Genomic DNA, 22268 nt, shown 5'->3' on the forward strand with positions numbered 1-22268 from the left:
ATCTCGATGATTGATCGAAGGTACGATCAGAGTAAACGGAGCGGTAGTTCAGTTGGTTAGAATACCGGCCTGTCACGCCGGGGGTCGCGGGTTCGAGCCCCGTCCGCTCCGCCAGCATCAAGGAAAAAGGGTCCGATTCGTCGGGCCCTTTTTCTTTTTCCGTTCCGGTTTTATCGCGCATCCGCGCTTTCGGTTCACGCCCGGCGCCGTACCGGATCCCCGACCTCCACCCGATCGCGCCCCGTGCGCTTGGCCGCATACAGGGCATGGTCGGCGCGCGCCAGCGCCGCGCTCAGGTCTTCGTTCGGATCGAGCACCACCACGCCGATACTGACGGTCATCGTGTAGCTCGGCCCGCTGGTGATCACGGTGGCCGCGCGCACCGCCTGGCGCAGGCGCTGGGCCGCCTGCACCGCGGCGTCGATGTCGGCGCCGGGCAGCATCATCGCGAATTCCTCGCCGCCCAGGCGGCCGATCGTCTCATGCTCGCGCATCACCTCGCGCGCGGTGCGGGCGAACACCTGGAGGGCGTGGTCGCCGCTGGCATGGCCCCAGCGGTCGTTGATCTGCTTGAAGTGGTCGATGTCGATCATCATCAGCGCCAGCCGATGGCGCTGGCGCTGGGAGGCCAGGCGCGCGCGCTCGGCGCGCTCCAGGAAGGCATGGCGATTGGGCAGGCCGGTCAGGCAGTCGGTCGAGGCCAGCCGGGCCATGCGCGCGTCGTCCTTCTGCTTGCACAGCAGGAGGAAACCGAATCCATTGACGATCATGAGCATGTAGCCGGCGAGATAGGCGGCTTCGCGCGCCTGCACGTGGTCGAACGGCCCCCTGCCCAGCAAGGCCGAACCGGCCCACAGCGCGACGGCGACGGCGAACAGCGCGTCGTTGATGCCGATGATCCGCTGCAGCAGGGACGCATGGCGCCGGCGCAGCAGCACCCAGGCCATGGCGGCGGCGAACAGCGCCACCACGCCCGCCACCAGGGCGCCCAGCTGGGCGTGGCTGGCGCCATGGAAGCCGGCCGCGATCACCACCCCGGACGACAGCACGGTGATCGGAAACAGTACCCGGCCCCAGCGCGTGAAACCGAAGAACACGCAGTAGGCCGCCATCTCGAGCGAGATCGACAGGATCCAGCCGATGCCTTCCAGGCCGCCCAGGAAGGACAGGCCCGCCATCGGGCGGACCCATCCGATCAACTGGCTCAAGCCCATGCCCAGGCGCGCCCACATCCATAGCTGCAGACCCGGATTGCGGGCCGCGCCCCGGGTATATCCTGCCATCAGGATCGCAAAGCCGACGTTACCGATCCCGAGCGCAAGAAGAAAAGTTGGTATATCGATCACTGCCTGTCCTCTTCGGGAACGTTGGCCTGGCCATGCGCGACGGCTCACATGGACAAATATCATTACAACAACGACTGTTGCTGTAAAGAATTAATGTTACACGATTTTCAACCTCGTGGCGCGCACGTTTGAAGGAGTTTTTGAACAACGCGCCACACTGTCGTGCACGGCTGCAGCTTTTTGATGCGCAGCAGCATCCGATCGAGGATAATCAAACAGACAACATAGCGCACCACGCCGGAGCATCACGTGATTTTTCGTTTCCTCAAGCCCCCTCGGATGTCGCCGCGCCAGCACCGGCTGAAGAGTTCTTCGCTATTCAGTGCGCTGACGCCGCTGGAATTGAAGATCGTCGATGGATTGCTGCACGAGCGCCGCTATCTGAAGGATGAGATCGTTTTCGACGAAGGCGAGGAAGGCCAGGCCCTGTACCTCCTGATGAGCGGCCGGGTGCGCATCAGCCGCCTGCATGAGGGCATGACCCAGGTGGTGGCCGAGCTGGAGCCGGGCGGCTTCTTCGGCGACCTGGCCCTGCTCGACAACTCGCCGCGCAATGCCCAGGCGCGCGCGATGGAGCCATGCGAGGTGGCGGTGTTCTTCCGCGCCGACTTCCTGGGCCTGATGGAAACCGACGCCGTCCTCGGCTACAAGATCTCGCTGGCGCTGGCGCGCCACATCGGCCTGCGCCTGCGCGAATGGATGGGTACCGGACGGCCGCAACTGGAAGCGCTATGAGTCCGGTGCCGGGCATCGTCAACGGCCCCGAGCGCGCCGGTCCCGTGGTGTGGACCGGGATCGTCGCCGCCACCTGCCTGCTGCTGCTGGTCGTCCAGCAGCTGCTGTGGTTGTTCCTGCCCTTCATCTTCGGCGCCGTGCTCTATTACATCCTGCTGGGACCGATGCAGCGCATGGTGCGCTCGGGCTTCAGCCGCAATGCCGCTGCGGTCTGGGTCTGCGCCCTGTTCTTCACGCTGGCCGGGCTGGCGCTGGCGGCGGCCCTGAGCTGGAGCGACGGACCGGAAGAAGACTCGTGGGAAGCGACCATCGGCCTGTACCTGGACGGCGGCGTGGCCTTCGTGCGCAACTCGCTGGCCATGCTCGAGGCGAAATTCCCGATCCTGGCCGAGATGCGGCTCACCTCGACCGTCGACATGGCCTTCACCACCTATACCAACGACTTCGCGCAGAACCACCTGGGCGACATCGTGGTCGGCGTCGTGACCTGGGTGCCATCGCTGCTGCTGGCGCCGTTTCTCACCTTCTTCCTGCTGCGCGACGGCGTGCGCTTCAAGAAATTCTTGGCCCGCGCGGTGCCGAACGCCTATTTCGAGCGCGCGCTGTATCTGCTGCACGAGGTCGACCAGACCGCGCGCCGCTATTTCGAGGGGTTGCTCAAGCTGACCGTGCTCGACACGCTGGTGCTGGCGCTGGGCCTGTGGGTGATCGGCGTGTCGTCGCCCTTGCTGCTCGGCCTGATCTCGGCCGTGCTGGCCTGGGTGCCGTTCATCGGGTCGATTGCCGGCTGCGTGCTGGTGGTGATCGTCGCGTCGACCGACGCGCCGGGCAATCCGTTGATGGCGTATGGGGCGATCGGGGTGTTCGTGCTGGTGCGGCTGCTGGACGATTTCCTGTTCATGCCGCTGACGCTGGGACGCAGCCTGCACATCCACCCGCTGGTGACGGTGCTGATGATTTTTATCGGCGGCATGCTGGCGGGCGTGGTGGGGCTGATGCTGGTGCTGCCGCTGCTGGGGGTGGTGATGGTGATCGGCGAAACCCTGGGGACGCTGGTGACCAATCCACGGCTGCGCGCAAGGCACCGCTATGCGCGCGCCTTGCGCACCAGGCAGGCCAGCGTCGACCTGGACATCGCGCGCGAGCGGCGCGGGGCGCCGACGCCGAACGCGACGTCCAACGCGATGCCGAACGTGACGCCAGCCGCGACGCCGACCGCGACGTTCAAGGAATGATCAGTTCCTGACGGTCTTCGGCTTGGACTTGATGGTCGACAGGATCGACGGCTTCACCTTGGCAGGTGGTGCGCTGGCCGAACCGTTGGCCAACCCTGCCGGGGTGCGCTGGCCGCGGCGGTCCGCACCTGGCGCAGCGCGGCGCGGCGCCACCTCGACCGTGCGGCCCTTCGGCGGCGCACCGGCCGGACGACGCTCTTCACGCGCCGCACCCGGCAACTCGCCGCCCGGCGGCGGAATCAGGTGCCGCTCGCCATTGCCGATCAGGTCCGACCGTCCCATGCGCTTGAGACCCTCGCGCAGGATCGGCCAGTTCTCCGGATCGTAGTAGCGCAGGAACGCCTTGTGCAGCTTGCGCGTCTTGCCGCTCTTGGCCGTTTCGACGACTTCGGAATCCTCGGTCACCTTGGCCAGCGGATTCTTGCGCGAGTGGTACATCGTGGTCGCCATCGCCATCGGCGTCGGCGTGAAGGTCTGCACCTGGTCCAGCTTGAAGTTGTTCTTCTTCAGCCACAGCGCCAGGTTCAGCATGTCCTCGTCGGTCGAGCCGGGGTGGGCCGCGATGAAGTACGGGATCAGGTACTGCTTCTTGCCCGCTTCCAGCGAATACTTGTCGAACAGGCGCTTGAACTCGTCATAGGCGCCGATGCCCGGCTTCATCATCTTCGACAGCGTGCCCTGCTCGGTATGCTCCGGCGCGATCTTCAGGAGCCCCCCCACGTGGTGGGTCACCAGCTCTTTCACGTACTCGGGCGAGCGCACCGCCAGGTCGTAGCGCAGGCCGGAGCCGATCAGGATCTTCTTGATGCCGGGGATGGCGCGCGCCTTGCGGTACAGCGAGATCAGCTTGCTGTGGTCGGTGCCCAGGTTGGAGCAGATGGTCGGGTACACGCACGACAGGCGGCGGCAGCTTTCCTCGATCTTCTTGTCCTTGCAGGCCAGGCGGTACATATTCGCCGTCGGGCCGCCCAGGTCGGTGATGGTGCCGGCGAAGTTCTTGGTCGTGTCGCGGATCAGCTCGATCTCGCGCAGGATCGACGGCTCCGAGCGGCTCTGGATGATGCGGCCTTCGTGCTCGGTGATCGAGCAGAAGGTGCAGCCGCCGAAGCAGCCGCGCATGATGTTGACCGAGTAGCGGATCATTTCCCAGGCCGGGATATGGGCCTTGCCGTAGCTCGGGTGCGGCGCGCGCGCATAGGGCAGGTCGTAGACGTTGTCCATCTCGTCCATGGCCAGCGGCAGCGGCGGCGGATTGAGCCAGACGTCGCGGTCGCCATGCGCCTGCACCAGGGCTCTAGCGTTGCCCGGGTTCGACTCCAGGTGGAACACGCGCGAGGCGTGCGCATACATGACCGGGTCTTCGCTGACGATTTCAAAACTCGGCAGGCGCACCACGGTCTTGGCCGCCTTTTCGCGGGCCGCGGCCTGGCGCTGCTCGCGCGTCATGATGACCACCGGCTTGACTTCCGGCTCGGGCGCGGCATTGTCCAGCGCGCAGGTCTTCGGATCTTCCAGCGCCATCGCATACGGGTTCGGCTGCCTGTCGATGCGGCCCGGCACGTCCACCCGGGTGGAGTTATGCACCGACCACTCTTCGTCCGGCAGCCAGCCCTGCGGCACCAGGAAGGCGGTGCCGCGCAGGTCGCGGATGGTCTTGATGTTTTCGCCAGCCGCGATGCGGCGCGTGAGGTCGACCAGGGCCCGTTCGGCATTGCCGAAGATGACCAGGTCGGCCTTCGACTCGAACAGCACCGAGCGCCGCACTTTATCGGACCAGTAATCGTAGTGGGCGATGCGGCGCAGCGAAGCCTCGATGCTGCCGGCGATCACCGGCACGCCAGGGAAGGCTTCGCGCGCGCGCTGGCAATACACGGTCACGGCGCGGTCGGGGCGCTTGTTCGGTTCGGCGTTCGGGGTATAGGCGTCGTCGGAACGGATCTTGCGGTCGGCCGTGTAGCGGTTGACCATCGAATCCATATTGCCGGCGGTGATGCCCCAGTACAGATTGGGTTTGCCCAGCGCGCGGAACGGTTCGACCGAGGTCCAGTCGGGCTGGCTGATGATGCCGACGCGGTAGCCTTGCGCTTCGAGCAGGCGGCCGACCAGGGCCATGCCGAAGCTCGGGTGGTCGATGTAGGCGTCGCCGGTGACCAGGATGATGTCGCACGAATCCCAGCCCAATTTGTCCATTTCGGCACGGGACATCGGGAGAAAAGGTGCGGCAACGGCGCGGCTGGAGCGCTTGGCGACCGTCGCGAAGAGATTGGCTGGGGAGTTCATTGTCCGGCATTGTACCGGAAAACCATTTATGGGGCAGCGGACCGCCCCGAAAAATGGCTTAAAATCAATGACTTGTGGCGTGGATGCCTACGGGCCCAACGGCCCTCATATTAGATACCCATGTTCGACAGGATCTGCCCCAGTTCGCGCAGGCCGGACTCGACGCGCGGGTGGCGGGCGGCAAAGCGGGCCGCCAGTTCCTGGGTGCGCGAACCGAGGCCGTAGGTGTTGGCGTCGAGCTGCTGCTCGGCGCGGCGCTCCAGCACCTTCTCGATGTCGCCATCGAGCTGGCGCAGCAGGGTTTCCAGTTCGACATCGGTGTCGCCCGTTTCTTGCAGCTCGCGGTGCAGGGCTTTCAGGCGTGCCTTCAGGTCGGCATCGTGTTCGGATTGCATCGTGGTCTCCGGTGTTGGCTCGATGTCATTGTAAGCCATGGGGGCCGGGAGGAGGAACACGGCTGTGGCGCGGCGGATCGGGGCGCAGGTTGAACGCGTCGGCGGCGAAGCCGCCAACCCTACGACTTGGGCTTCCGCCCGGGCGGGAGCGACGTGCATGCGTTGTTGGCTGAAGAGTTACGGTCAACTCTCCCCCACCCTCAAACAACGTCGCTCCCGCGAAGGCGGGAGCCAAAGCTATGCATGGTTGCCGGCCGCGTTACACGACCGGCACCGGCATCACTCGCCGGTCAAGCCACGACGCTCCAGCAGCGGCTTGATGTCCGCATCCTTGCCGCGGAAGTTGCGGTACATCTGCATCGCATCCAGCGTGCCGCCGCGCGACAGCAGGGTCTTGCGGAAGTGGTCGCCGTTCTTGCGGGTCAGGCCGCCATTGGCCTTGAACCACTCGACGGTGTCGGCGTCCAGCTTTTCGGCCCACAGGTAGCCGTAGTAGCCGGCCGAGTAGCCGCCCGAGAAGGTGTGCGAGAAGTAGGTGCTGCGGTAACGCGGCGGCACCAGGGCGAAGTCGACGCCGGCCTTCTTGAGCGCCTCGGCCTCGAAGGCCAGCACGTCCTGCGGCATCTGGTTCGGGGCCAGCTGGTGCCAGGCCTGGTCCAGCAGCGCCGCGGCCAGGTACTCGGTGGTGCGGAAGCCTTCGTTGAACTGGCTTGATGCCTGCACCTTGTCGAGCAGCTCCTTCGGCATCGGCTCGCCGGTCTGGTAGTGCTTGGCGTAGTTGGCAAGGACCTCCGGCCAGGTCATCCACATCTCGTTCACCTGCGACGGGAACTCGACGTAGTCGCGCGGCACGCGCGAACCCGAGAAGCGTGGATAGGTCACATCCGAGAACATGCCATGCAGCGCGTGGCCGAACTCATGGAAGGTGGTGCGCACTTCGTCGTACGTCAGGAGCGTCGGCTCGCCGGCGGCCGGCTTGGCCACGTTCAGGTTGTTGGCGATGACGGGGCGGGTGCCCAGCAGTTTCGACTGGGCGACCCAGGCGTTGGCCCAGGCGCCGCCGCGCTTGTTCGAGCGTGCGTACGGATCGAAGGTGAAGATCGCCAGCTGCTTGCCGTCGACGTCGAACACGTCGAACATGCGCACGTCTTCGTTGTAGCCCGGCAGGTCCTTGCGCTCCTTGAAGGTCAGGCCGAATTCCTTGTTGGCGGCGAAGAACACGCCGTCGACCAGCACGCGGTTCAGTTCGAAGTAAGGACGCAGCTGGCCGGCGTCGAAGGCGTAGCGCTGGGCGCGTACCTTGTCGCTGTAGAAGGCCCAGTCATGCGCGGCGGCCTGGAAGCCTCCCTTTTCGGCGTCGATCACCTTCTGGATGTCGGCCGCTTCCTTCCTGGCGTTGTTGACGGCAGGCGGGGCCAGCTCGGACAGCAGGCTGTTCACGGCGTCGGTGGTCTTCGCGGTCTGCTCTTCCAGGTTGTAGGCGGCGTGGTTCGGATAGCCCAGCAGCACGGCGCGCTCGGCGCGCAGCTTGGCGATTTGCAGCACGATCTGGCGGGTGTCGAACTCGCCGCCGCGGCTGCCGCGCGCCATCGAGGCCGACAGCAGCTTGGCGCGGGTGTCGCGGTTGGTCAATACCGACAGCGCTTCCTGCTGGGTGGTGTTCACCACGGGAATGACGAACTTGCCGTCCAGGCCGCGCTTCCTGGCCTCGACTGCGGCGGCGTCGATCGCCTTGTCGCTCATGCCGGCCAGCGCGGCGCGGGTGTCGACCACCAGCGCCGAGGCATTGGCTTCCTTCAGCGTGTTCTGGGCGAACTGGGTCTGCAGGGCGGCCAGCTTGCTGTTGTATTCCTTCAGCTTGACCTTGTCCGCTTCGGAGAGCTTGGCGCCGGCGCGCTCGAAGTCGTTGTTGTAGCGGTCCAGCAGGTAGGCCGATTCGGCGTCCAGCTTGAGGCTGTCGCGCTTGTCGTACAGGGTCTTGATGCGCTGGTACAGCCTGGCGTTCAGGCGGATCGCGTCGCTGTGCTGCGACAGCTTCGGCGCCATCTCGCGGCCCAGGGCGATCAGGGTGTCGTTGGTGTAGGAGCCCGACAGGGTGCCGAAGGCGGTGCTCACGCGCGCCAGCATGCGGCCCGAGCGCTCCATTGCGACGATGGTGTTCTCGAACGTCGGCGCGGCCTTGTTGTTGGCGATCTTCTCGATTTCAAGCGCGTGCTGGCGCATGCCCTCTTCGTAGGCCGGCGCGAAGTGCTCGTTGCGGATCTTGTCCCAGGCCGGGTAGTTGAACGGCAGCGGGCTCTCTTTCGCGAACGGGTTCGAGGCGTCGAACCTGGCCGGGGCGGCGGCTGGCGCGGCGGCTTGGGCCGCCGCCTGGGCAGAAGATGCGGCGTGGGCGACGTTCAGGACAGCCGCGCTCACGGCGGCGGCCAGCAGGAAGTGGGTACGTTTCATATTGTTCGGTTCTCGTTGTGAATAGTGCAAAAGGAAGCCGGCGCACGGCCGGCCTCCCTCACGTCATCAATTCAGGCCGCGGCGTTCCAGCAGCGGCTCGACGACCGGGTCGCGGCCGCGGAAGTCGCGGTACATCTCGACCGCATCCATCGTGCCGCCCCTGGACAGCACCTTCTGGCGGAACACGTCGCCGTTCTTGCGCAGCAGGCCGCCGTTTTCCTTGAACCACTCGCCGGCGTCGGCGTCCAGGCGCTCGGCCCACAGGTAGCTGTAGTAGCCGGCCGAGTAGCCGCCGCCCATGGCGTGCGAGAAGTAGGTGCTGCGGTAGCGCGGCGGCACCGGCGCGAAGTCCAGGCCGGCGTCTTTCAATGCCTGTTTCTCGAACGCGATCACGTCGCTCGGCATCTGCTTCGAACCCAGCTGGTGCCATTTCTGGTCCAGCACCGCGGCCGCCAGGTACTCGGTGGTGCGGTAGCCTTCGTTGAAGCGCTGGGCGGCGCGCAGCTTGTCCAGCAGTTCCTTCGGCATCGGCGCGCCGGTCTGGTAGTGCTTCGCGTAGTTGGCCAGCACTTCGGGCCAGGCCATCCACATCTCGTAGACCTGCGACGGCAGCTCGACGTAGTCGCGCGGCACGCTGGTGCCCGAGAAGCGCGGGTACTTCACCTTCGAGAACCAGCCGTGGGTGGCGTGGCCCAGCTCGTGGAAGGTGGTGCGCACTTCGTCCCAGGTGAGCAGGGTCGGTTCGCCGGCGGCCGGCTTGGTCAGGTTCAGGTTGTTGGTGATGACCGGCTTCTGGTTCAGCAGGAAGCTCTGCTCGACCAGGGAGCTCATCCAGGCGCCGCCGCGCTTGTTCGAACGCGCATACGGGTCGATCACGAAGATCGCCAGGTGCTCGCCGTTCTCCTCGAACACGTCGTACACGCGCACGTCCGGATCATAGGTCGGCAGGTCGTTGCGCTGCTTGAAGGTGATGCCCCACAGCCGGTTGGCGGCGAAGAAGGCGCCATTCTCCAGCACGTTGTTGAACTCGAAATAGGGCTTGAGCTGGTTGGCGTCGAACGCGTACTTGGCGGTGCGCACCTTGTCGCTGTAGTAGCTCCAGTCCTGGGGGCCTACCTGGAATCCACCTTTTTCGGCATCGATCACCTGCTGGATCTCGGCAGCCTCTTTCCTGGCGTTGCGCACGGCCGGCGCGGTCAGGTCGCCCAGCAGCTTGTTGACGGCGGCCGTGTTCTTGGCGGTCTGGTCTTCCAGCGAATAGGCCGCGTAGTTGTCGTAGCCCAGCAGTTCGGCGCGCTCGGCGCGCAGCTTGGCCAGCTGCAGCACGACGTTGCGGTTGTCGAATTCGCCGCCGCGGGCGCCGCGGATCATCGAGGTGTTCAGGAGCTTCTCGCGGGTGCCGCGATTGCTCAGCTGCGCCATCGCCGGCTGCTGGGTGGTGTTAACGACCGGGATCACGAACTTGCCGTCCAGGCCGCGCTTCTTCGCTTCCACGGCGGCCGCTTCGATCGCCTTTTCCGGCAGGCCGGCCAGCTCTTCACGGGTGTCGAGCACGAAGGCCGAGGCATTCACTTCCCGCAGCACGTTCTGGCTGAACTGGGTCTGCAGCGCCGCCAGTTGGGCGTTGTAGCCTTTCAGCTTGGCCTTGTCGGCATCCGGCAGGCTCGCGCCGGAACGCACGAAGTCCTTGTAGTAGCGCTCGAGCAGGAACTTCGATTCGGCGTCCAGTCCCAGCGAATCGCGCTTGTCGTGCAGGGTCTTGATGCGCGCGAACAGCTTCGGATTCAGGCGGATCGCATCGCCGTGGGCGGCGAATTTCGGCGCCAGGTCCTTCTGCAGCGCCTGCAGGGTGTCGTTGGTGTACGAACCGGTCAGGGTATAGAACACCGCGCGCACGCGCGTCAGGAGTTCGCCCGTACGCTCCATCGCCACGATCGTGTTCTCGAAGGTCGGCGCGGCCTTGTTGTCCGCGATCTTGGCGACCTCGAGCGCTTCCAGGCGCATGCCTTCGGCGAAGGCCGGCGCGAAGTGCTCGTTCTTGATCTTGTCGAAGGCCGGGTAGCCGTATTGCAGGGTGCTCGGCTTGGCGAACGGGTTCGAGGCCTCCAGGGCCGCCGCGGCGGGTTGGGCGAAGGAGAAAGTGGCCATGGCGACGCTGGCTGCGATCAGCAGCAGTTGTGGACGGTGCATAGGGTCTCTTGTGCGTTGTGGGAAGGAAGTACTGCAAATGGCGCGCCGCCCTCACCCGCTGCTCGTGACAGCGAATGAGCGCGGCGCGATATCAATTGCCGGAAGGCCTGGACTCAACCAGGCCACGGCGCTCGAGCAGCGGCTCGATCACCGGCGCACGGCCGCGGAAGTCATGGAACAGGTCCATGGCTTCGCGCGTGCCGCCGCGCGACAGCAGGGTCTTGCGGAAGTGGTCGCCGTTCTTGCGCGACAGGCCGCCGTTTTCGTTGAACCACTGGACGGTGTCGGCGTCCAGGCGCTCGCTCCACAGGTAGGCGTAGTAGCCGGCCGAATAGCCGCCGCCCATCGAGTGCGAGAAATACGTCGTGCGGTAGCGCGGCGGCACCGGCGGATAGGCCACGCCGGCGTCCTGCAGCGCCTTCGCTTCGAACGCCAGCACGTCGGTCGGCACCTGGCCCGGGGTCAGCTGGTGCCAGCGCTGGTCGAGCAGCGCCGCGGCCAGGTATTCGGTGGTGCGGTAGCCCTGGGCGAACTTCTTCGAGGCGACCACCTTGTCCAGCAGCGCCTTCGGCATCGGCGCGCCGGTCTGGTGGTGCCGGGCGTAGTTGGCCAGCACCTCGGGATAGGTGACCCACATCTCGTTGACCTGCGACGGATACTCGACGAAGTCGCGCGGCACGTTGGTGCCCGAGAACTTCGGATAGGTCACGCTCGAGAACATGCCGTGCAGCGCGTGGCCGAACTCGTGGAAGGCGGTGACCACTTCGTCGTAGGTCAGCAGGGTCGGCTCGCCGGCGGGCGGCTTGGGGATGTTCAGGTGGTTGCCGACCACCGGCTTGTGTTTCAACAGGTGCGACTGCGAGACATATTCGTTCATCCAGGCGCCGCCCTGCTTGTTGCCGCGTGCATAGGGGTCGAAGATGAAGATCGCCAGCGGCTGGCCGTCGACGTCGAAGACGTCGTACACGGTCACGTCCGGGTTGTACACCGGCAGGTCTTTGCGCTGCTTGAAGGTGATGCCGAATTCGCGGGTCGCGGCGAAGAACACGCCGTCGACCAGCACGCGGTTCAGCTCGAAATACGGACGCAGCTGGCTTTCGTCGAAGTTGAAGGTCGCGGCGCGCACCTTGTCCTGGTACATCGGCCAGTCCCAGGCCGCGACCTGGAACTTTCCGCCTTCCTTGTCAATGACCTTCTGGATCTCGGCCGCCTCCTTCCTGGCGTTGTTGACGGCAGGCAGCGCCAGGTCGCCCAGCAGCTTGTTGACGGCGGCCGGATTGCGCGCGGTTTCCAGTTCCTGCGAATAGGCCGCGAAGTTCGGGTAACCCAGCAGCACGGCGCGCTCGGCGCGCAGCTTGGCCAGGCGCAGCACGAGCTGGCGGGTATCGAACTGACCGCCCTTGGCGCCGCGTTCGAGCGAGGCCTTCATCAGGCGCTCGCGCGTCGCGCGGTTGGTCAGCACCGAGAGCGCCGGCTGGCTCGAGGTGTTGACGATCGGGATCGCGAACTTGCCCTTGTGGCCGCGTTTCGCGGCTTCCGCCGCCGCGGTGTCGATCTCGGCGTCGCTCATGCCCGCCAGTTCGGCGCGGGTATCCACGACCAGGGCGGCGGCGTTGGCGCCCTTGAGCACGCGCTGCTGGAAGTCCGACTGCAGCGAGGCGATCTCGCCATTGAATTTCTTCAGCCTGGCCTGGTCGGCCCGGGACAGGTTGGCGCCGGCGCGCACGAATTCCTTGTAGTAGCGCTCGAGCAGGAAGGTCGATTCGGCGTCCAGGCCCAACGCATCGCGCTTGTCGTGCAGCGCTTTCACGCGCGCGAACAGTGTCGGGTTCAGGTGGATGGCGTCGGAATGGGCCGCCAGCTTGGGCGACATCTCGCGGTCGACCGCGTCCAGTGTGTCGTTGGTATTGGCGCCCTGCAGGTTCGAGAAGGTCGCGACCACGCGCGCGAGCAACTGCCCGGAGCGCTCCAGCGCCACGATGGTGTTCTCGAACGTGGGCGCGGCCTTGTCGTTCGCGATCGCCTCGACTTCACGCAGTTCCTCGCGCATGCCGGCATGGAAGGCGGGCAGGAAGTGCGCGTCCTTGATCTTGTCGAAGGCCGGGTAGTTCAGCGGCAGACTGCTGGGCTGGGCGAAGGGATTGGCGGCGTCGAGCACGGGGACGCTTGGCGCGGCAATGGCCGCTGCATGCGCCAACGCCACGCTGGCTGCGACGATGAGCAGTTGTGGACGGGTCATGAGGTCTTTCGCGAACACTAGGGAAGGCGCCGTCGGGCCAACCCAACAGCAGTGCGCTGAAGATCATAGCAGGCTTGCATGCCCACCGTCACAATTAAAAAGTAGCGCAATGTATCAGGCGGCGCGCCTGTATTGACGGGCGTGATGACACGTATGCATGGCCGGGCCGGCCATGCGGCATCGCGTCAGTAATGCGGGGGACGTTCGTTGAGGGGCGCCTGGCCGGCGTCGCGCAGGGTCCGCACGTGGTCGGCCAGCTTGGCCACCATCGCCTCGAGCCCGTCGATGCGGCGTTCCTGGCGGTAGATGGTCTTGTTCAGTTCGTCCAGCAGGTCTTCCTGCTGGGCGAGCTTGATTTCGAGACTGATGAAACGGTCTTCCTGGGTCATGGCGGCGGCATCCTGCGCAAAACCGGCATTATGCCAGCCGGGCTCAATCCTGCGGGCCAGCATCGAGCCATCAGCCTCGCCATGGTACGAACGCCAGGCCCGTGGCCAAGGCACGCGCCCGGCTTTACCGACGGCTTATTCAGGAACCGGTCGTGGCGTTGCCAGCAATGCTTTCAGGCTCGCCAATCGTTCCTTCGGGCTCAGGATTTCGCTGTCCATCGGCGCCGCCTCGCCGACGTCCAGCGCCATTTCCTTGATGAAGCGCGAGGGGTCGCAGTTGACCAGTTCGCCCGCGCGTTTCCTGCGCTTGCACCAGCTCACGTGCAAGGTGCGTTGGGCACGCGTGATGCCCACATACATCAGGCGCCGCTCTTCCTGGATGCGCGCCGCGATCGACTCGACCGACGCGTCCGGATCGCCCTTGTGCGGCAGGATGCCCTCTTCCACCCCGACCAGGAAGACGTGCGGATATTCCAGCCCCTTGGAGGCGTGCAGGGTAGACATGCGCACGGCATCCTGTTCCTCGTCCTGGCCTTCGAGCATCGACATCAGGGCCACCATCTGCGTCAATTCCAGCAGGTTCTTTTCTTCGCCATCGCGGTCGCGTCCGCCACGGCCGCGGTCCTTCAGCCAGTTGGTGAACTCGAGCACGTTCTGCCACTTGCCCTGGGCTGCGCGATCGTCGAAGTTTTCGTACAGGTAGTGCTCGTAGTTCATCTCCTTCATCATGTCGTCGAGCACTTCGGCCGCATGGTCGCCGCTGCCCGATGGTCCCGGCCGGGTGGCGCGGTCTTCCAGCTCGGCGATGAAGTGGCAGAAGTCGCGCAGCGGTCCCAGCTGGCGCTCGGCCAGCTTCGCCTCGATGCCGCCCTTGCGCGCCGCCTCGAACAGCGAGCAGTTCCACTGCTTGGAAAATTCGCCCAGCACTTCCAGCGTGGCCATGCCGACGCCGCGCTTGGGGGTCGTCACGGCGCGGATGAAGGCCGGGTCGTCGTCCTGGTTGGCGATCAGGCGCAGGTAGGCGATGATGTCCTTGATCTCGGCCTTGTCGAAAAAGCTCTGGCCGCCGGACATCGTGTATGGAATGCGCTCCTTGCGCAGCGCCTGTTCGATCACGCGCGCCTGGTGATTGCCGCGGTACAGGATCGCATAGTCCGCCCATTTGTTCTTGCGCTGGAAGTGGTCGGCCGAGATCATGATCGCGACCTGGTCGGCTTCCTGGTCGTCGTTCTGCATGCCCAGCACCTTGATCGGTTCGCCCAGCCCGTGCTCGGACCACAGCGACTTCTCGAACAGCTTCGGATTGTTGCCGATGACGGCGTTGGCCGCCTGCAGGATGCGGGTGGTGGAGCGGTAGTTCTGCTCGAGCTTGATCACCTTCAGGTCGGGGAAATCGTCGCCCAGCGTCTTGAGGTTTTCGACCGAGGCGCCGCGCCAGGCATAGATTGCCTGGTCGTCGTCGCCGACTGCCGTGAACATCGGCTTCTTGCCCAGGCCCGTCACCAGCAGCTTGACCAGCTCGTACTGGCAGGTGTTGGTGTCCTGGTATTCGTCCATCAACAGATAGCGCAGTCGCCGCTGCCAGCGGTCGCGGATCGGCTCGTTATTGCGAAACAGTTCCACCGGCAGGCGAATCAGGTCGTCGAAGTCCACCGCCTGGTAGGCCTGCAGGGTGGCCACGTAGCTGCGGTAGACCCGCCCGGCCAGCGCTTCGTCCTCGTCGCGCGCCGCCTTGATCGCGTCTTCCGGGTCGACCAGGCCGTTCTTCCATAGCGAGATGGCATTCTGGATGGCGCGGATTTCCTGCTTGTCGGTGGTCAGGGCCAGGCTGGAGACGATCGTGTAGCAGTCGTCGCTGTCCATGATCGAGAACTTGTCCTTCAGGCCCACCCCGGCCGCTTCCTGGCGCAGGATCTTGACGCCCAGCGAGTGGAAGGTGGACACGGTCAATTGCTTGGCCTGCTTGGGCTGCTTGAGCAGCTTGCCAATACGCTCTTGCATCTCGAGCGCCGCCTTGTTGGTGAAGGTCAGGGCGGCGATGGTGCGCGGATCGTAGCCGCAATGCTCGATCATGTAGGCGATCTTTTGCGTGATCACGCGGGTCTTGCCCGAGCCGGCGCCGGCCAGCACCAGGCAAGGGCCGTCGAGATATAGCGCGGCTTCGCTCTGCGGCCCGTTGAGGCCGAATCTTGGTGCGTTGGACATTGGGAATTATTTCTGGAGGGACAGGCAGCGATTGTAACAATCTGGCGGCCCCCGCGCCGACAAACAGGCTGCCGGACTTCGCTGCGCGGCGCGATTGCAACAGCACGGCGCTTGACTTTACCGCGCGGGCGGGAGCGGGCGTGGCGGCGCGCAATCGGTTACCATGCGTCCTTTGCGGCGCGCTGCGCCGAAGCCTTTTACTACCGGACATTTGCCCATGAAATTCGAACATCTCATCGAAATCAACGATCCGATGAACCCGCTGCTCGACACCCTCACCCGCGAGCAGCTGTGGCGCGGCCTGGTGCTGCGCGCCGAACAGCCGACGATGTTCATTCCCCACCTGGACGAATGCACGATCCTGGAGCGCGAAGCCGGCCTGCTCAAGCGCCGCCTTACCTTCGGCGAGCTGGTGATCGATGACGTGGTGCACATGAGTCCACTGCAGGAAGTGCGCTACGAAGTGCCGGCCCAGGGCGAGATCGCCGCCTCGAGCCTGCGCATGATCATCGAGGCGCCGACCAATGCCATGCTGCTGGTGCGCTTCTGCTACGACGACGGCCAGGGCGAGCATACCGATCCGGCCAACGCGATGTATGACGATTTCAAGAAGTCGGCCTACCAGGAAGCCGACATCGACACGGTGCGCATCCTGCGCCAGCTGGCCGGCCAGGGCAAGCTGGACCCCACCCTGCTGAACTGAGACGCCCCTTTCGGAGCGAGGCGCCCCTGGCGCCAAGCGTCACCGGGTAGAGGGCGGAATCCCCCGCCCGGCGTCAGGTTCCGGGCTCGGTATCGGCCGCATCGGTCCGGCTCTCGCCTGTCGACAGATTGGCGGCCAGGTCGCGCAGCGCGGTGCGCACGCCCTCCTCGATCACCGGGTGGTAGAACGGCATGTCGAGCATCTGGTCGACCGTCAGGCGCATCTGGCATGCCCATGACAGCAGATGGGCCAGGTGTTCGGCGCGCGGCGCGATCATCTCGGCGCCCAGGAACAGCCGGGTGCCATACTCGGCGTACACCCGCAACATCCCCTTGTTCTGCAACATGACCCGGCTGCGGCCCTGGTTGGCGAAGGACACGCCGCCGACCGCGAACTTGCGCTGGCCGCCGGCGCACAAGGCCCGGTAGGTCTGGCCCAGGGTGGCGATATTCGGCTCGGTGAAGGCGACCGCGATCGGCGCGCGGCGCAGGCCGGGACGCACGTCCGGGAAGCGGCCCGCGTTGTCGCCGGCGATCTTGCCGTGGTCGGCCGCGTCGTGCAGCAGCGGGCGTTCGTCGTTGGCGTCGCCCGCGATGAAGACGTTGCTGGTGCCGCACTGCATGGTGCGCGCATCGAACACGGGGATGCCGTCCGGCCCGCGCTCCAGGCCGCTGTGCTCCAGCCCCAGGTCGTGCACGTTCGGCGTGCGGCCGGCCGCCATCAGCACGTACTGGAAGCGCTCGGTGCTTTCCTTGCCCAGCGCATCGCGCACCGTCAGCGCCACCTCGTCACCCTCCTGCACCGCCCCGACCACCTCGGTCTGGAAGGCGATGTCGAGTTCTTCCATCAAGACCCGCCCCGCGCAGCGCAGCACTTCGGGATCGGTGATGTTGGCGATGCTGCCGCCGCGCGCGTAAAAGCGCACGCGCACGCCGAGCCGGGCCAGGGCCTGGCCCAGCTCGAGGCCGATCACGCCGGTGCCGATCACGGCCACCGAGCGCGGCAGGTCGTCCCAATAGAACACGTCGTCGCTGGTGACGACGCCGGGACCGACGTTCTGCAGTTGCGGCAGGCGCAGCGGCGTGGAACCGGTGGCGATCACGATGCGGCCGGCGTGGATCTCGGTGTGGTCGTCGACCATCAGCGTGCAGGGGCCGGTAAAGCGCGCGCGGCCCTGCAGGCGGTCCTGCGCCGGCATCGCCTCCACGCCTTCGAGCACGAAGCCGACGAAGCGGTCGCGTTCACGCTTGACCCGTTCCATCACGGCGCGGCCGTCGATGCGCTTTTCGCCGGCATGCACGCCGAATGGCGCGCAGGTGTCGATCACGTGGGACGCCTCGGCCGCCGCGATCAGGAGCTTGCTCGGCATGCAGCCCACCCGGGCGCAGGTGGTGCCGTACTGGCCGCTCTCGATCGCCACCGTCCGGGCGCCTTGCGCCCTGGCCGCGCGGTAGGCGGTCATGCCGGCGGTGCCGGTGCCGATGACGGCGACGTCCACGTTCAGTTGTTTCATTGCTGGTCTCCACTGCTGCGCTGATGTCAGGCGAACGATACGCTATTTTTCCGCCGCCGGTGGCGAAACTCCCCTGCCGCCAGCCCCCGGTATCCGAGGCAGTATCCATATGGCATGTCGAGCAACTTTACATACCTCATGGCATTGGATTCAAATTCTATCAATTTCTTGTTAGAAATCAGACGATTGCAGCAAGCGATCTCCCCCGGCACGCTTGTTGCTCTCTGAAAAATACCAAAACCAGGGGGATCGTCATGAAACTTGCTACCTTCAACAAGCTGCTTGTCAGCTTGTCGTTACTCGCCTCGTCGTCGCTGTTCGCGGCGCCGATCACGTTCGACGTCGGCGGCATCCAGAGCCATGGACCGCGCGGCGACGCCGACAATACGGTGGCCCTGCTCGACGTCGGCGCCAATTCGCTCGTCACCAGCGTGGCCTACGATTTCACCCTCACTGCCTACACGCCGAGCTGGCTGTCGGACATGGTCATCAGCTTCGAAAATTCCAAGCAGACCGAGGGCGTGTTCTTCACGCCGGGCATCGTGGAGTGGTTCCCGGGCACCCGGAGCTACGCGGGATTCGCCGACCTGGTCGAGCTGGGCCTGGCGTTCGAGGTCGGCGTCGACGGCATCCTGCGCCTGGAATTCTTCGAAGACTGGGACGATCTGCCGGGCGTGGACGGCCAGTGGGACTTCGGCACCATCACCTTCAACGTGGAACCCGTGGCCGGCGACGTGCCCGAACCGGCCAGCGGCCTGCTGCTCGGCGCCGGCCTGGCGCTGATGGGCTGTGCCAAGCGCCGCCGCGGCGCCGCCGCCAGGGCCGCCGCCTGATCTAGATGTCGAGCGGGTCGACTTCGAGCGACCATTTCACGCGCGACTTCATCGCCCGCAGCTCCAGGGTCCAGACCCGCAGGAAGGCCTGCAGCGCGGGCCGCGAGCTGGACTCGACCAGCAGCTGGGCGCGGTCCACGTTGTGGACCCGGGTCATCGTCATCGGGATCGGGTCGTTGATCAGGATGGCGTCGCTCGGCAGGCAGTCGCGCGCCGCTTCCAGGAATGCGATCGCGACCGGCAGCTCCTTCGCCTCGGCGCGCAGCAAGGCCTGGTACATGAACGGCGGCAGCCCCGCTTCCTTGCGCTCTTCGAGCAGCTGGCCGGCGAACCGTTCGTAATCGTGGCGCATCACGGCGCCGTACAGCGGATGCTGCGCATACCGGGTCTGCACCAGCACCTCGGACGGCGCGCCGGCGCGGCCGGCCCGCCCCGCCACCTGCATCAGCTGGGCGAACAGGCGCTCGCTGGCGCGGTAATCCTGCGAGAACAGGGCGGTGTCGGGGTTCAGGATCCCGACCAGGGTCAGCCTCTTGAAGTCATGGCCCTTGGCGACCATCTGCGTGCCGATCAGGATGTCCACCTCGCCCCGGTGCACGCTGTCGAAGGCGGCTTGCGCGCTGCCCTTCAGGCGCGTGGAGTCGGCGTCGATGCGCAGGATGCGCGCCTGCGGGAACATGGCTTGCAACCCTTCTTCGACCCGCTGGGTGCCGCGTCCCAGCGGCTGCAGGTCCACGTTGCCGCAGGTCGGGCAGGAATGCGGAATGCGCAATTCGAGGCTGCAGTGGTGGCAGCGCAGCCGGTGCTCGGGCTTGTGCAGCACCATGAAGGCGGTGCAGCGGGTGCAGTTGCTGATCCAGCCGCAGGCGTCGCAACAGATCACCGGGGCATAGCCGCGCCGGTTCAGGAACAGGAGCGACTGCTCGCCACGCTCCAGCCGCGCGCGCAGGGCGGCCAGCACCTCGCTCGTGAGCCCGTCGCGCGGGCGGTCGCGTTCCATGTCCACCAGCCTGACTTTCGGCAGCACGGCGTCGCGCACGGCGCGCTCGCGCAGGTCCAGCCGCCGATAGCGTCCCGAGCGCGCGTGATGCCAGGATTCGAGCGACGGCGTGGCCGAGCCGAGCACGATCGGGATCCCCAGCTGATGCGCGCGCCACACGGCCAGGTCGCGCGCCGAATAGCGCAAGCCTTCCTGCTGCTTGTACGAGGGGTCGTGCTCTTCGTCGATCACGATCAGTTGCAGGTTCGGCAGCGAGGCCAGGATCGCCAGCCGGGTGCCGAGCACGATACGCGCCTGGCCTTTGTGCGCGGCCAGCCAGTGCAGCATGCGCTCGCCCTCGGACAGGCTGCTGTGCAGGGTGGCCAGCATCATGCGCGGGAAGCGGGCCCGGATATTCCCTTCCAACTGGGGCGTCAGGTTGATTTCCGGGACCATGATCAGGATCTGCGCCTGCGGGTCGCGCGCCAGCACCTGCGCGCAGGCCTGCAGGTAGACCTCGGTCTTGCCGCTGCCGGTCACGCCCCACAACAGAGCCGGCGTGAAGCCGTCGGCGCCGCCGATCGCGGCGGCCGCCTCTTGCTGGGCCGGGTTGAGCACCGGCATGCCGACCGCCGTCGCATCTTGCGCATGTTCTTCCTGGTCGAGCTTGGCCAGTTTTTTCAGGGCGCGGTCCAGCGCCACCGTCGTGGGCACCCGCAGGTTCTTGGGCAGGCCCGGCAGCGCCACCTCGCCCAGCGGACGCTGGTAGTAGTCGGCGGCAAAGCGCGCCAGCGCGATCCAGCGCTCCGGCAGCGGAGACAACTGGCTGCGCACGGCCAGCGCATCTTTCAGTTTCTCGGGCGCAATACTGGTCTCGAACTTGACCGCGACGATCAGGGCCATGACCTCGCGGCGCGCGAACGGCACCAGCGCCAGCTGCCCGGGCAGCGGTTCTTCGCCCGGCCGGCAGGGCCAGCGGTAGTCGAAACTGCTGTTCAGCGGTGTATCGAGCACTACCTCCAGGATGCAATGCGCGAGGATGCAATGCGCGACGGTGCTATCGGTGCTGGTTGACAATCTGGGCCCTGTGCAAATCTGTGGAAAACTTTGTGAATAGCGTGGGACTTGACCCCATCAAAGGTTTACGTTAGATCAAGTCATCATCGATAATTCTCAAATTCAAGACAATTTTTTTCTTATGAATCAATGACTTGCATATTCGTCCTCAGACCTGTTAACAAGCTCGGGCGCTTTTCCCGCATTGTGCATAACTGGTGTATCCAGCATGGAAAACTCGCTGCGTTGCATCACAAAGCTAAGGCAATACTTGAAGAAGCGCGCTAAGTCCCGGTAAACCAAGCACTTTTCGTCATTGCCAGAACGTCTGTTGATAACTTTGTGAACAAGAGCCCAATTTGGCTCGATTCTACTGGACAACCTTGTGGCACAGGACACACTCAGCGCTGAATCTCATTAAAAAACGCTTATAAATCATCGACTTATACTGATTCAGACGATGCTGAGATGTCCACAGGAATTTTTACCCGCTTTTAGGAAGTTGTGAACAAGTGAGGGATCGCGTGGCGGCCTTGTCGGCAAGGCCGCCAGCCGGCGGGGATAATCAGGCGGCGCGTTGCTTGCGGCTGAAGTCATGGACGGCATCGACCATGGCGCTGACGGATTCCGGCGGCGTGAATTGCGAGATGCCGTGGCCCAGGTTGAACACATGGCCATGGCCGCTCGACGGCGCACCATAGGCGGTGAGCGAGCGCTCGACTTCGGCGCGGATCTGGTCCGGTCCGGCGAACAGGATGGCCGGATCGAGATTGCCCTGCAACGCCACGCGGTCGCCCACCAGCTTGCGCGCGCGGCCCAGGTTCATGGTCCAGTCCAGGCCCAGCGCATCGGCGCCGATGTCGGCCATCTCGTCCAGCCAGATGCCGCCGCCTTTGGTGAAGACGATGGCCGGGATGCGCACGCCATCGTGTTCACGCTTCAATCCGGCCAGGATCGTCCGCATGTAGCGCAGCGAGAATTCCTGGTAGGCGCCGTCGGCCAGCGCCCCGCCCCAGGAATCGAAGATCATCACGGCCTGGGCGCCGGCGTCGATCTGGGCGTTCAGGTACTGGGTCACGGCCTGCGCATTGATCTCCAGGATGCGGTGCATCAGGTCGGGACGGCTGTACAGCATCTTCTTGACCGTGTGGAATTCGCGCGAGCCACCCCCTTCGACCATGTAGCAGGCCAGCGTCCACGGGCTGCCCGAAAAACCGATCAGCGGCACGCGGCCGTTCAGCGCGGTGCGGATCGAGGTCACGGCCTTGAACACGTAGGCGAGCGAGGCCATGTCGGGCACGCTCAAGGCGTTGACGTCGGATTCCAGGCGCAGCGGACGCTCGAACTTCGGGCCTTCGCCGTCGGCGAAATACAGGCCCAGGCCCATCGCGTCCGGCACCGTCAGGATGTCCGAGAACAGGATCGACGCATCCAGCGGATAGCGGTCGATCGGCTGCAGCGTGACTTCGGTGGCGTAGTCGGGATTCTTCGCCAGCCCCAGGAACGAGCCGGCGCGCGCGCGGGTGGCGCGGTATTCCGGCAGGTAGCGGCCCGCCTGGCGCATCAGCCACACCGGGGTGTAGTCGGTCGGCTGGCGCAACAGCGCACGCAGGAAGGTGTCGTTCTGGAGCGGGGCAAATTGTGGCATGGCTGACAATGGCGTTGATAAGGAAACGGCTATTATCGCATTCTTGGGCAAACACTATAATGCGGGTCCGA

15 protein-coding genes and 1 tRNA gene are annotated in these 22268 nt (G+C 65.4%); 5 read left to right on the forward strand and 11 right to left on the reverse strand.

Annotated elements, in window-relative coordinates:
- Positions 1-37: 37 nt before the first annotated feature.
- Positions 38-114, forward strand: a tRNA-Asp gene (locus tag ABIB38_RS00505).
- A gap of 80 nt (positions 115-194) precedes the next feature.
- Here the strand turns inward: ABIB38_RS00505 and ABIB38_RS00510 are convergent.
- On the reverse strand, positions 195-1346 hold the full coding sequence (locus tag ABIB38_RS00510) for a GGDEF domain-containing protein (RefSeq protein ID WP_429200812.1): 1152 nt from the start codon (positions 1344-1346) through the stop codon (positions 195-197).
- Between the two features lie 249 nt (positions 1347-1595).
- Between ABIB38_RS00510 and ABIB38_RS00515 the strand changes: the two genes are divergently transcribed.
- Both ABIB38_RS00515 and ABIB38_RS00520 read left to right on the forward strand, forming a co-directional pair.
- Positions 1596-2081 carry a cyclic nucleotide-binding domain-containing protein gene (locus ABIB38_RS00515; protein WP_429200814.1) on the forward strand — a complete coding sequence of 162 codons (486 nt, stop codon included), beginning with the start codon at positions 1596-1598 and terminating at the stop codon, positions 2079-2081.
- Complete coding sequence (locus ABIB38_RS00520; protein ID WP_429200816.1) at positions 2078-3316, forward strand: AI-2E family transporter; 1239 nt, start codon at positions 2078-2080, stop codon at positions 3314-3316. Before ABIB38_RS00515 ends, ABIB38_RS00520 begins: the two co-directional genes overlap by 4 nt.
- Here ABIB38_RS00520 and ABIB38_RS00525 read toward each other — a convergent pair whose 3' ends face one another.
- The 7 genes from ABIB38_RS00525 to ABIB38_RS00555 all read right to left on the reverse strand — a co-directional run bounded on the left by ABIB38_RS00525 (position 3317) and on the right by ABIB38_RS00555 (position 15465).
- On the reverse strand, positions 3317-5521 hold the full coding sequence (locus ABIB38_RS00525) for a YgiQ family radical SAM protein (RefSeq protein WP_429200818.1): 2205 nt from the start codon (positions 5519-5521) through the stop codon (positions 3317-3319).
- Positions 5522-5706: 185 nt separating this feature from the next.
- Positions 5707-5991: a DUF4404 family protein gene (locus ABIB38_RS00530; protein WP_005664429.1), complete on the reverse strand. Its 285-nt coding sequence runs from the start codon at positions 5989-5991 to the stop codon at positions 5707-5709.
- Between the two features lie 279 nt (positions 5992-6270).
- Positions 6271-8442: a M3 family metallopeptidase gene (locus tag ABIB38_RS00535; protein WP_429200819.1), complete on the reverse strand. Its 2172-nt coding sequence runs from the start codon at positions 8440-8442 to the stop codon at positions 6271-6273.
- A gap of 66 nt (positions 8443-8508) precedes the next feature.
- Positions 8509-10632, reverse strand: a complete 2124-nt coding sequence (locus ABIB38_RS00540; protein WP_429200821.1) for a M3 family metallopeptidase — start codon at positions 10630-10632, stop codon at positions 8509-8511.
- Positions 10633-10723: 91 nt separating this feature from the next.
- Positions 10724-12871 (reverse strand): M3 family metallopeptidase, encoded by a 2148-nt coding sequence (locus ABIB38_RS00545; RefSeq protein ID WP_429200823.1) that lies wholly within the window; start codon positions 12869-12871, stop codon positions 10724-10726.
- Between the two features lie 185 nt (positions 12872-13056).
- Entirely contained in the window at positions 13057-13260 is a 204-nt protein-coding gene (locus ABIB38_RS00550) for a SlyX family protein (RefSeq protein ID WP_123068043.1), read from the reverse strand.
- 135 nt (positions 13261-13395) lie between these two features.
- Positions 13396-15465 carry a UvrD-helicase domain-containing protein gene (locus tag ABIB38_RS00555; protein WP_429200825.1) on the reverse strand — a complete coding sequence of 690 codons (2070 nt, stop codon included), beginning with the start codon at positions 15463-15465 and terminating at the stop codon, positions 13396-13398.
- A 217-nt stretch (positions 15466-15682) separates the two neighbouring features.
- Here ABIB38_RS00555 and ABIB38_RS00560 point away from each other — a divergent pair, with 217 nt between their 5' ends.
- A complete protein-coding gene (locus ABIB38_RS00560) occupies positions 15683-16168 on the forward strand; it encodes an SRPBCC family protein (RefSeq protein WP_429200827.1) in 486 nt (161 codons plus the stop codon).
- A 73-nt stretch (positions 16169-16241) separates the two neighbouring features.
- Here the strand turns inward: ABIB38_RS00560 and ABIB38_RS00565 are convergent, their stop codons facing one another.
- A complete protein-coding gene (locus ABIB38_RS00565) occupies positions 16242-17681 on the reverse strand; it encodes a dihydrolipoyl dehydrogenase (RefSeq protein WP_429200829.1) in 1440 nt (479 codons plus the stop codon).
- A 254-nt stretch (positions 17682-17935) separates the two neighbouring features.
- Between ABIB38_RS00565 and ABIB38_RS00570 the strand changes: the two genes are divergently transcribed.
- A complete protein-coding gene (locus ABIB38_RS00570) occupies positions 17936-18514 on the forward strand; it encodes a PEP-CTERM sorting domain-containing protein (RefSeq protein WP_429200831.1) in 579 nt (192 codons plus the stop codon).
- A 1-nt stretch (position 18515) separates the two neighbouring features.
- On the opposite strand, the gene ABIB38_RS00575 is transcribed toward ABIB38_RS00570, so the two are convergent.
- Both ABIB38_RS00575 and hemE read right to left on the reverse strand, forming a co-directional pair.
- The gene (locus ABIB38_RS00575) at positions 18516-20570 is read right to left on the reverse strand and encodes a primosomal protein N' (RefSeq protein WP_429200833.1); all 2055 of its coding nucleotides are present in this window, start codon (positions 20568-20570) and stop codon (positions 18516-18518) included.
- Between the two features lie 544 nt (positions 20571-21114).
- Positions 21115-22197, reverse strand: coding sequence for a uroporphyrinogen decarboxylase (gene hemE, locus ABIB38_RS00580; protein ID WP_429200834.1), 1083 nt, complete (start codon positions 22195-22197; stop codon positions 21115-21117).
- Between the last annotated feature and the right edge of the window lie 71 nt (positions 22198-22268).

It is taken from the genome of Massilia sp. UYP11 (assembly GCF_050434805.1).
GTDB lineage: Bacteria > Pseudomonadota > Gammaproteobacteria > Burkholderiales > Burkholderiaceae_D > Telluria.

Bases quoted from the DNA above. Each gene is read 5' to 3' on its own strand.
- ABIB38_RS00545 (WP_429200823.1), bottom strand. From the start codon at position 12,871: ATGACCCGTCCACAACTGCTCATCGTCGCAGCCAGCGTGGCGTTGGCG.
- ABIB38_RS00550 (WP_123068043.1), bottom strand. From the start codon at position 13,260: ATGACCCAGGAAGACCGTTTCATCAGTCTCGAAATCAAGCTCGCCCAG.
- ABIB38_RS00560 (WP_429200827.1), top strand. From the start codon at position 15,683: ATGAAATTCGAACATCTCATCGAAATCAACGATCCGATGAACCCGCTG.
- ABIB38_RS00525 (WP_429200818.1), bottom strand. From the start codon at position 5,521: ATGTCCCGTGCCGAAATGGACAAATTGGGCTGGGATTCGTGCGACATC.
- ABIB38_RS00570 (WP_429200831.1), top strand. From the start codon at position 17,936: ATGAAACTTGCTACCTTCAACAAGCTGCTTGTCAGCTTGTCGTTACTC.
- ABIB38_RS00565 (WP_429200829.1), bottom strand. From the start codon at position 17,681: ATGAAACAACTGAACGTGGACGTCGCCGTCATCGGCACCGGCACCGCC.
- ABIB38_RS00555 (WP_429200825.1), bottom strand. From the start codon at position 15,465: ATGTCCAACGCACCAAGATTCGGCCTCAACGGGCCGCAGAGCGAAGCC.
- hemE (WP_429200834.1), bottom strand. From the start codon at position 22,197: ATGCCACAATTTGCCCCGCTCCAGAACGACACCTTCCTGCGTGCGCTG.
- ABIB38_RS00520 (WP_429200816.1), top strand. From the start codon at position 2,078: ATGAGTCCGGTGCCGGGCATCGTCAACGGCCCCGAGCGCGCCGGTCCC.
- ABIB38_RS00535 (WP_429200819.1), bottom strand. From the start codon at position 8,442: ATGAAACGTACCCACTTCCTGCTGGCCGCCGCCGTGAGCGCGGCTGTC.
- ABIB38_RS00530 (WP_005664429.1), bottom strand. From the start codon at position 5,991: ATGCAATCCGAACACGATGCCGACCTGAAGGCACGCCTGAAAGCCCTG.
- ABIB38_RS00540 (WP_429200821.1), bottom strand. From the start codon at position 10,632: ATGCACCGTCCACAACTGCTGCTGATCGCAGCCAGCGTCGCCATGGCC.